The sequence below is a fragment of the Flavobacteriales bacterium genome, from assembly GCA_013214975.1.
In the GTDB taxonomy this organism is placed as follows: domain Bacteria; phylum Bacteroidota; class Bacteroidia; order DT-38; family DT-38; genus DT-38.
This window is the reverse complement of sequence record JABSPR010000296.1, coordinates 1-9,223: the sequence shown is the minus strand read 5'-3', so window position 1 is coordinate 9,223 and position 9,223 is coordinate 1. Positions and strand designations below refer to the sequence as shown.

Here is a 9,223-nt window from a genome sequence, read left to right as displayed (position 1 = left end):
GTGTTTGTATACTATGTCAAACGTTGATTTTTAGGTAAATTACCTAGGCGCTATGTGAATTTGCCTAGTGGGTGTTTGAGGAAGTTGTATAATGGTGCTATATTCTTCTGTTTTCAGGATAATCTTACATCGGTATTTAGAATCTGGGTTTTGTATTATATTTTATTAATCACAAACTGTCATACATGGGCTTTTTTGCTTTAGGATTTAATCCTTCTCGGAAATGGAAACTTTTAAGGTATGGTTCTGGTATACCAATTAAACATTAATTATACATAATAATGGAGACAAAGGCCCTTGGAAGTATATCTGTAGAGAGTATTAAGCCAACTAAAAGAATAGTTTGTAAATACTCTCATTTTTTGTCTCATTGGCAGCATTATGCAGGAGAGAAGGCAAGTATCTGTGGTGCATTTGGTTGTCAGAATGGGGAAGATTTAGCCTGTGGCCAGTTGCACGATGTTGGATAATCCTTTAAGTTTATTAGGATACGTCGTTCGTCGTTCTTTTTCGAACTCTTTGGGGTAATGGTATAGCACGCATGTGGAGGCAAATATTAATATTCCCGCTGCGAATATTATAAATTTATAACGAATTGATATGTTTTTAAGTCGAAGTCCCACAATTACAATATGGCAATTTATTCTTCTATCAAAATTATCTTACAATTACTGGGTAGATTCCCACTGTTTTTTTATCCATAAATCCTAAGGAACCTTCCTCTTTGGAGATGTAATAGAGCATTTTAAATTCTTCATCAAATTTTTCTGGACTTGTACCATAGCCAGAAAAAATACGTTTGACCCAATACTTCGAAAAATATGTTGGGCTTGTTTTAATGATTTCATCGAAGAATATTTTCCCTGCTGGTGAGTCATAGCCCCTATAGCAAGGTTTCGCTTTTAACTTTCCGATCATTTGAGTTTCCCCATAATATAGCTTAGCAACTTTCTTTTTTGTGATGGTCGAAATATCTAGACCTTCGTTAGCAACTATAACAATTTCGGTAGATTCTTGCGCTAGCACATTAGATGCTAGAAACAAGCAGAGAAGAATCGAATATGTTTTTAATAATGTCTTCATCTTTATACTAGAACCCTACCACTATGGCAGCCTGTATTTAGTTGTAATTAACTCCCTCGAACTTGGCATTGTTTACCTGTGATTCTTTTATATTGTAGCTTAAAATGATATTTAGTATCTATCTCATAGTTTACACCGAATTGGAACATTCTACCAATGTCGTCTAAAATTTTACTGTTCGGATCTAACCATTCCATTCTATAATACGGTGTGAATTATTCTTTAATGGTATAGTAAATCATTGCGGTATAGGCGGAACGTTTTATTGTTTCTCCTGGAGTTGGATTGATGGTTCCTTGTACTCCTTCTATTTCCAGTCCGAAATCTTTGTGCGTCCATTCTACATGTGTTCCGTAACTAAATAATTGAATTCGACCTCCGGTAGGTTCTAAATCATTGTCGATTTCTTCATATTCAGTCATTACATCTTCGTACATATAGAAGCCTATTTTCAATCCTCTCTTTGGAGTTAATCGAATTCTGGTAGCTATGGCTTCCATTGTATTATTGTCTTCTTCGTATCGATTTGTATACTCTTGATTACCGTTGGTTATCATAATATTGTAATCTAGTTGCACGTCCTTAATAGAGGTATTACCAGTAAATCCAATACCATTTCCCCAACGAGGATAGAATTGATATTCACTTCCAAATTTGTGATTCTTATTCGTAGATAATGGTTCTTTAGTGGCCAAGAAAGCTGGTTTCGCTGTGTTTATTTCGTTATATATATACCAAAAGGGATAAACATTTTACCAGCTCTAAATCTTAACCATTCTTTAATAGTGTATTCTGGAAAAGCATATTCTACTGCTGCATTACAGAGGCCATCTTCTGTAACTGTACCATGCTCCCAAGTTAAATCTGCAGTAACTCTCAATTTAGGAGTTGCCTGAACATTTAATACAATATCGAATAGATCAGCATCAAACGATGCATTTTTATCTCCTTCATCAGCCCTTGAAGTAGTTTGCTCAAATTCAAAACTAGAGTATCCGTTTAGCTTTATTTTATCTGTTATCTGAGAAAACGCTAGGCTTGAGGTAAAGATACCTGCCAGAAGTAAAACAGTTTCATTAAACTTGAATTAAATATATGTCATTAGTCCTACTTAGGAATGTTATTAATTTCAATAGGGCATACGGTTTGGTGTGGAAATTTGTTGCTGAAAATAAGCGCGTTATCCTTATTTATGTAGAATTTGATGCTAAGATTATAAGTGTCTTTAGTCGTTATGGGAGATTTAGGAGAGGAAATTATTGGCGTATATAATCTAGCTTATTAAGTTTTAGAAAATGATTCGAAAGGGTAGGTATAGCGTGAGGATTAGGCATAAAAAAAAGCTTGTCTGAGACAAGCTTTTAAAATTAACGAGATGTTAGGCTGATTACTCAACTTTTACATTAACTGCGTTCAATCCTTTTTTTCCATCTTCAACATCGTAGGTTACTTTGTCACCTTCTGTGATTTGATCTACTACTCCGCTAAGGTGTACAAATACGTCTTTTCCACCTTCGTCTGGTGTAATAAAACCGAATCCTTTAGTCGTGTTGAAAAATTTTACTGTTCCGTTACTCATAATTGTATTATTGTTATTAAGACACAAATGTAGCATTTTATTTAAACTAGTTCCAAATTCGATGCTTTTTGATTGTAATATTATTATCGACGTGTCCTCTTAAATTCTTGCTTGGTAGGTAAATAACTCATGGTATCTTCCTTCTGATGCGATCAGTTTGTCGTGAATCCCTCGTTCTGTTATTTTGCCATGTTCTATTACTAATATCTGATCAGCCTTTTGAATAGTACTTAATCTATGCGCAATTACAAAAGTAGTTCGTCCTTCCATTAACGTCTCTAAACTTTTCTGAATCAGTGACTCACTTTCTGTATCTAAGCTTGAAGTAGCCTCGTCGAGAATCAATATTTTTGGATTGGCCAAAAGTGCTCTGGCAATAGCTATTCGTTGTCGTTGACCACCAGAAAGCTTGACGCCTCGTTCGCCAATTATGGTTTCTAGCCCATCATCAAATCGATCTGAAAATTCATCTACATATGCGGCTTTAACTGCAGAGTTTATTTCTTCTTCACTTGCATCTGCCTTGGCGAAAGTGATATTTTCTCTAATTGTACCTTCAAATAGGAACTCATCTTGAAGTACGACGCCAAGATTACTACGATAACTGTTCAATGTTACTTTTTTCAAATCATGTCCATCAATTGCAATAGTACCTTGAGACGGAGATAGAAATGAAGCGACTAAGCCGGCCATCGTACTTTTTCCCGAACCCGATGAACCAACTAATGCAGTAACTGACCCGTGAGGGGCTTCCAAAGATATATTGTGAAGGACTTCTTTGTGTTCCTCGTATTCGAACGAAACGTTATCAAATATAATGTCTCCCTTTGTAACACCAATGTCTATTGTTCTTTCTGTATCGTCGTATTCCGATTCCATCGACATTAGTTCTTCTGTTTTATCTAATCCTGCTAAGCCTTCTGTAAGCTGACTACCTATATTGCTCATTTGAACAATCGGTGCAATCATAAAACCAAGGTAGAGGGTAAAGGCTAAGAAGTCTCCAAAAGTTAAGTCGTCATTAATCATCATAAAACCACCAATTCCCATTATTCCTGCAGACGCTAGGCCTAATAAGAAGGTCGCAGAACTGGTTACTAACGCAGTGGAGGTCATGCTCTTTTTAATGTTGAGGAATAACTTCTCTATACCTGTTTCAAATGTTTCTATTTCTTGCTGCTCTGCATTGAATCCTTTAATAACTCGAATGCCATTCAAAGTTTCTGTAAGTCGACCAGTAACCTCGGCATTAATTTTTCTCCTTTCTCTAAATATCGGTCGGATGTATCCGAAAGCTTTAAGCGCAATAAATCCAAATATTGCAACAGGAATCAGAACGTATGCCGTCATCGATGGACTAATCTTTATTAATAAGAATAGAGAGATAACGGATGTTATTGTTCCTCCAATTAATTGGACTACTCCAGTGCCTACAAGATTACGTACGCCTTCAACATCTGTCATAATACGAGATACTAGTTCTCCTGATTTACTATTATCGAAAAAGTTTATAGGTAATCCGAGTACCTTTTTCTGGACTTTAACTCTAAGTTCTGAGATTAAATGTTGCGCTTCTACACTTAATATTCTTGTGAGAAGAAAAGAGGTGATGGCTTGCACTACTATAGATGAGCCAACCCACATTATTACATAGTAAAGTTTATCGATGTCTTTATTTACGATAACATCATCGATTAAATATTTGGAGGCACCTGGAAGTACAAGACTCGCTAGTCGGCTTATAATGATAAGAACTAAACCAAATAGCAGAAGGTATCTTCTTGGCCACACAATGCTTTTGAAAACACTGTTTATGGAGACTCTTCCTTCACTCATTAGAAATGGTATTTTATACCTTTTAGATTAAATATAACAACACAAAAAGACCCTGGGAGTAGTGAACCAGGATCTCTCTGCAGGATACGAAACGAATTTGTCAAATAACTCCTCCGTCGTTTTAAGCCCTAATTGTTCTTCATATAATCTTATTAAAATTGATTATTTACTTGTTGTTCTTGAAGACGAACAACTGTATCTAATATTTTAATTTCCTGCTTCAATTGCGATATTAAGCGCAATGTCATCCGATAGTAACATGTCTTTCATGTAATGTACCCATGCCACATCGTAGTTCTGACGGTTAAAAACCAATGTTCCAGAAACACTAGCACCATTGTCATTTACTTTAAGTGTAGTTGCCTCAAATGTCTCCTCGTTTGTTTTTCCTCTAACAGTTAAGTTACCAGTGATTGAATTTCCACTTACAGATGTAATTGTAAAAGTAGAAGTACCAAACTCTCCTGTGTTAAAGAAATCGGCAGTAGTAAGGTGACTTTCTAAATCCGTTATCTGACCTTCCCCTTCTGTTTTGTAAGAAGCGCTATCTGTTGCAACAATAGTTGTCATGTCGATAACGACTTCACCTCCAGTAATTGCATTGTTCTCTACAGAAATATTTCCAGATTTAACGTTTACGATACCATCGTGTCCGTATACACCTGCAACTTCCCCTCTCCATATAACACTACTTCTCTCTGCATTAATGGCTAGTGATTTGGAAGTTGTGGCAGCAGTTTCTTCTGGTGCTGCATTTTCTTCTACACTTACTTCTTTTGATTCTCCACCACATGCTGCGAACAACATTGTAGAGAATAGGGCAATTGATATAAAACTATTTTTCATGATTGTATTGATTTAGTTAATTGTTATAATTTTTTAAGCGGATAAATTAGAATGAGAGCCATCACAGTAGGGTGGGTTATTTGTTTGTTTACACATACAAATTGCAGCCGTTACATCCTTTTCTGGTTTAAATATTTTGGTGTTCATGGAGGTACTCGCATGTGATCCATCACACCATGGTTGATTCTTTGCTTTGCCACAAGCGCACCAGCAATAAGTTTTTCCTTCAACCAGTTTTTCCATCTTCGGGGCTTTGCCCGCAACTTCTCCTTTCGACATAGTATTTATTTTCTGTTGTTAATCATTCAGATAGTTGATTCGTTAACGTGACTATTCGAAAAGAGTTTATTGTTAAGCTGGTATACTAGTTGATTCGTTGTCTAATAATAAGTCTTTGCGAATGTAAGTTACATAGATCGCGATAGTCATTATTACTAAAGGCGGAATAAAATTTTCTCCTCTGCCAAGATGTGTTAAAACAGCTCCGGCCATTGTTAGAGCTAATCCGGCCGAAGCGACGGGAACAAGCTGCTTGAATTTCTTAAGAAGGAAAAGGAAGGTTTAATCCTATTACTCCTAAAATCTTTAATGCTCCAATCTCCATTACTTGTGAAGAAGAAAAACCTTCTGCCCAAGGCATTTGTGCCACAAGCTCTGCTTATGGAGTTATTAGTTTCATTATTCCTGGCATTAGCATCATTACGCTAAGCAAACCTTGCACAGTTCCGTTTATTATATTTTTTGTTTTTGTAGTCATGTTTTCTAAGTGTTAATTATTTGTGTTTATCCTTATCGATTATTCATTAAACATAAGTTGTTTAAACAGATATATGGATAAATTTTTTTTACCCTCTCATCTTATCTAAAATTTTACTCAGTTCTTCTGCTTCCTTTTTCGTAATTCGTTTGTTGGCTTTATGAAACTCTTCTAGTGCGGGTTCCATTTTGTCCAATTGTTTTAATCCTTTTTTTGTAATACCAATTTCCAGTTTCCTTCTATTGTCCGAACAAGTTTCTCTTGTAACAAATTCTCTTATTAATAGTCGATCGAGGAGTCTCGTGAGGTCAGGACTTTTGTCTATCATCACTTGTTTAATCTCATCGGCCGACCTGAGTTGAGGATACTTTCCTTTAAGAATTCGAAGAACATTGTATTGCTGAGACGTAACACCGAAAGGCTTCATTACTTCTTTGCCATTGGATTCCATGTGTTTGGAAGTAAACATCAAATTTAAAAATGCTTTGTGGTGCACATCTTTAAATTTTTCTTGTTTTATTTCGTCTTCGAATCTCATTGTAATGCTTAATATTTGTTTAAATGATTATTGTTGCAACAAATAAGGTAGTTATATTCTCCGAATCCAAATTAATTGGGAAAATTTTTTACTTAAAATGGGGGTTAGGCTTTTTTTACCCGAACGGCATCCATGCCCTTAGCTCCTTTCTCAACTTCAAAGACAACCATGTTACCTTCAGTAATATCGTCTATTACATTGTTGATGTGCACAAAGAATTTTTCTTGCGTGCCGATAGCGATAATAAATCCAAAGCCTTTATCGTGGTTAAAGAAATCAACACGTCCGTTTCGGAACTGCTCGTCTTCGATAGCTTCTTTCTTAGGAACACCAATTTCGATACTTGATGCTTTAATCTTTACTTTCTTAAGTGGGTCTGGCGGAGTATCTACTATTTGACCGTTCTCGTCAACATATGCCATCATACTATCTAAATCACTTCCTCCAGCGTTAGCTTTACGTTCTTCTTTTTTGAGAGCTTTGTCTTTTCTTTTCTTAAGACGTTTTTTTTCCTTCTCTTTTTTTCCGAACGTTTCTTGTGATTTACCCATGTTGGCTCTTTATGTTTTTAAAGTATTACTAGTTCATTTCTTAATGGTTACAAAACTAATTATTAAATCAAAAGAAAAATTTATTGATTTAAATAAGTTATTCAATAGCAAATGGAATTATAATGAGAGTTTTATTGTCGGCAATACCTTAATATAATATTGTAAACTTCATCTAATCCAAGCTCACCAGCCTTGCTTAAATCTACGCACCCAGATGTTAGTTTATTCTGATATAAATTTATTAGTCCCTTATTAAAGTGGGCTTCCGCAAAATGGGGTTTAAGTCGAATCACTTTTACAAGATCAAATACGGCCCCGTTAAAATCTCCGGCTAAACTTTTTAAATATGATCTGTTGAAGTAAGCATAAATGAACGATGGGTCTAAAGCAAGTACAATTTGGTAATCCTTTAAGATGGTTTCGTAGGATATAGTATGTTCTTCATTCTCATTTTTTGCGGTAAGGGTATTTTCTAAATTGGAATAATTTTGTAATTCACGGAATTTTAATTTTGCATTGGCTCTGCCAAAATATGCAAGGATGTTCTTGTCGTCTGATGATAGTACTAGGTTAAAGTCGGCAATGGCTTTCTCGTAATCCCCTGAGTGAGTATACAGGTTTGCTCTTTTTAAATGGTAAATGATATCAGTTTTGTTTTCGTCGTAAAGCTGGTTCAAAGCATCAAGATCTTCGTTCGATTTTTTTGAGTTCGTATTAGTTGACGCTGGAGATAGTGCAATAAGATCCCAAGAATAATTCTTCTTGTTCTCGGCATCATAAAGGAGATAACTTTTTTTTGAGTTCTCTGTGGAGGATAATATGTAGAAAGCTTTGATTTGCACATCGATGTGATCGTATTGCATTTTACCTTCTCTGTCTTTTATACTAGGTAGAGGTCCCGACAGACTCATTAGCTTTTTAAGTTTAAGCGATTCTTTATGATTTAAAGTGTCGTTCCTACTTTCTTGAAGTAGGGAAATTTGGGCAGCGAGTTGAAGATCTTTTTCTGCATTCTTAAATTGGCTCATCTGTTTTTTTACATCCGCTCGGTTTCTATAGGCATCTGTAAATTCAGGATATAATTCTATTGCTTTCGTGTAATCTTCTATTGATCCGGTAAGGTCTTTAATTCGTCTTTTTATACCAGCTCTATTATAGAATGCTAATATGTTTTTAGGATTTTGCTTAACTACTTCATTGTAATCTGCCAATGCACCTTGGTAATCTTTTTCATTGCTTTTAAGTATTGCTCTGTTAAAGATTGCAATAGTATATTGAGGAGCCAACGTTATCGATTTGTCAATATCCATCATTGCTTCATCTAGTTTGGACTGATCTTTTTTAACCATTCCTCGGTGAAATAGTGCTTGTGGATTTAGAGAGTCTCTGTCTAAGACCCATTTAAAATCGACCATAGCCGAATCGAGTTTTTTCATTTCTCTATAGCACGTACCGCGTTGTAAATGCGCATCCGTACTTCTCGTATTTCTTTGAATAGACTTGTTGAAATCGTGGATAGCTTTTTTGTATTCTTCTAATCCAGCATAGGCCGATCCGCGTATTAAATATGGGTTTTCTCCAAATGCTTTTAGACTAAGTGCTTTGTCAATATCCTTAATAGTTGCTTTAAAATGTTTGAGTGCTAAATGGGTAATGGATCTATTAAGGTACACGCGATAATCCATGGAGTCCATCGCAATAACCTGAGCGAAATCCTGGAAGGCACCTTCGTAAATAAAAAGCCTGTCTCGTGCCACAGCTCTTGAGTGATATGCATCTTTATGATAAGGGGATTGTCTAATACAATAGGTATAGTCGACCACGGCACCACGGATGTCGCCTAATCTATCTTTGGCCATCCCGCGATAGAAATAGGCCTGATAAAATTGATTTTCGTTTATGGAATAACTAAAGAATTCAATCGCTTGTGTATAATTTTTAGCAATAAGTGCGTTTCGTCCGCGCTCAAAATAATTCTGTCTGTATTGAGCATCCGAATGGCTCGCAAAAACGAACAAGAAAAAGATGAGTAT

12 protein-coding genes are annotated in these 9,223 nt (G+C 35.7%); 1 reads left to right on the top strand and 11 read right to left on the bottom strand.

Features of this window, described 5'->3' with window-relative positions:
- Positions 1–281 precede the first annotated feature (281 nt).
- Entirely contained in the window at positions 282–470 is a 189-nt protein-coding gene (locus HRT72_09415) for a hypothetical protein (protein ID NQY67923.1), read from the top strand.
- 187 nt (positions 471–657) lie between these two features.
- On the opposite strand, the gene HRT72_09410 is transcribed toward HRT72_09415, so the two are convergent.
- The 11 genes from HRT72_09410 to HRT72_09360 all read right to left on the bottom strand — a co-directional run.
- Complete coding sequence (locus HRT72_09410; protein NQY67922.1) at positions 658–1,083, bottom strand: hypothetical protein; 426 nt, start codon at positions 1,081–1,083, stop codon at positions 658–660.
- Positions 1,084–1,298: 215 nt separating this feature from the next.
- On the bottom strand, positions 1,299–1,778 hold the full coding sequence (locus HRT72_09405; protein ID NQY67921.1) for a hypothetical protein: 480 nt from the start codon (positions 1,776–1,778) through the stop codon (positions 1,299–1,301).
- A 20-nt stretch (positions 1,779–1,798) separates the two neighbouring features.
- Entirely contained in the window at positions 1,799–1,963 is a 165-nt protein-coding gene (locus HRT72_09400) for a hypothetical protein (GenBank protein ID NQY67920.1), read from the bottom strand.
- Positions 1,964–2,470: 507 nt separating this feature from the next.
- The gene (locus HRT72_09395; protein NQY67919.1) at positions 2,471–2,662 is read right to left on the bottom strand and encodes a cold-shock protein; all 192 of its coding nucleotides are present in this window, start codon (positions 2,660–2,662) and stop codon (positions 2,471–2,473) included.
- Between the two features lie 99 nt (positions 2,663–2,761).
- A complete protein-coding gene (locus HRT72_09390; GenBank protein ID NQY67918.1) occupies positions 2,762–4,498 on the bottom strand; it encodes an ABC transporter ATP-binding protein in 1,737 nt (578 codons plus the stop codon).
- 207 nt (positions 4,499–4,705) lie between these two features.
- Positions 4,706–5,344 carry a YceI family protein gene (locus HRT72_09385; protein NQY67917.1) on the bottom strand — a complete coding sequence of 213 codons (639 nt, stop codon included), beginning with the start codon at positions 5,342–5,344 and terminating at the stop codon, positions 4,706–4,708.
- 33 nt (positions 5,345–5,377) lie between these two features.
- Positions 5,378–5,623, bottom strand: a complete 246-nt coding sequence (locus HRT72_09380) for a CDGSH iron-sulfur domain-containing protein (protein NQY67916.1) — start codon at positions 5,621–5,623, stop codon at positions 5,378–5,380.
- A gap of 262 nt (positions 5,624–5,885) precedes the next feature.
- Positions 5,886–5,984 (bottom strand): hypothetical protein, encoded by a 99-nt coding sequence (locus HRT72_09375; protein ID NQY67915.1) that lies wholly within the window; start codon positions 5,982–5,984, stop codon positions 5,886–5,888.
- A 205-nt stretch (positions 5,985–6,189) separates the two neighbouring features.
- Entirely contained in the window at positions 6,190–6,639 is a 450-nt protein-coding gene (locus HRT72_09370) for a MarR family transcriptional regulator (protein NQY67914.1), read from the bottom strand.
- A gap of 104 nt (positions 6,640–6,743) precedes the next feature.
- Positions 6,744–7,190, bottom strand: coding sequence for a cold shock domain-containing protein (locus HRT72_09365; protein NQY67913.1), 447 nt, complete (start codon positions 7,188–7,190; stop codon positions 6,744–6,746).
- A 131-nt stretch (positions 7,191–7,321) separates the two neighbouring features.
- A partial coding sequence (locus HRT72_09360) for a hypothetical protein (protein ID NQY67912.1) occupies positions 7,322–9,223 on the bottom strand: 1,902 nt, incomplete at its 5' end.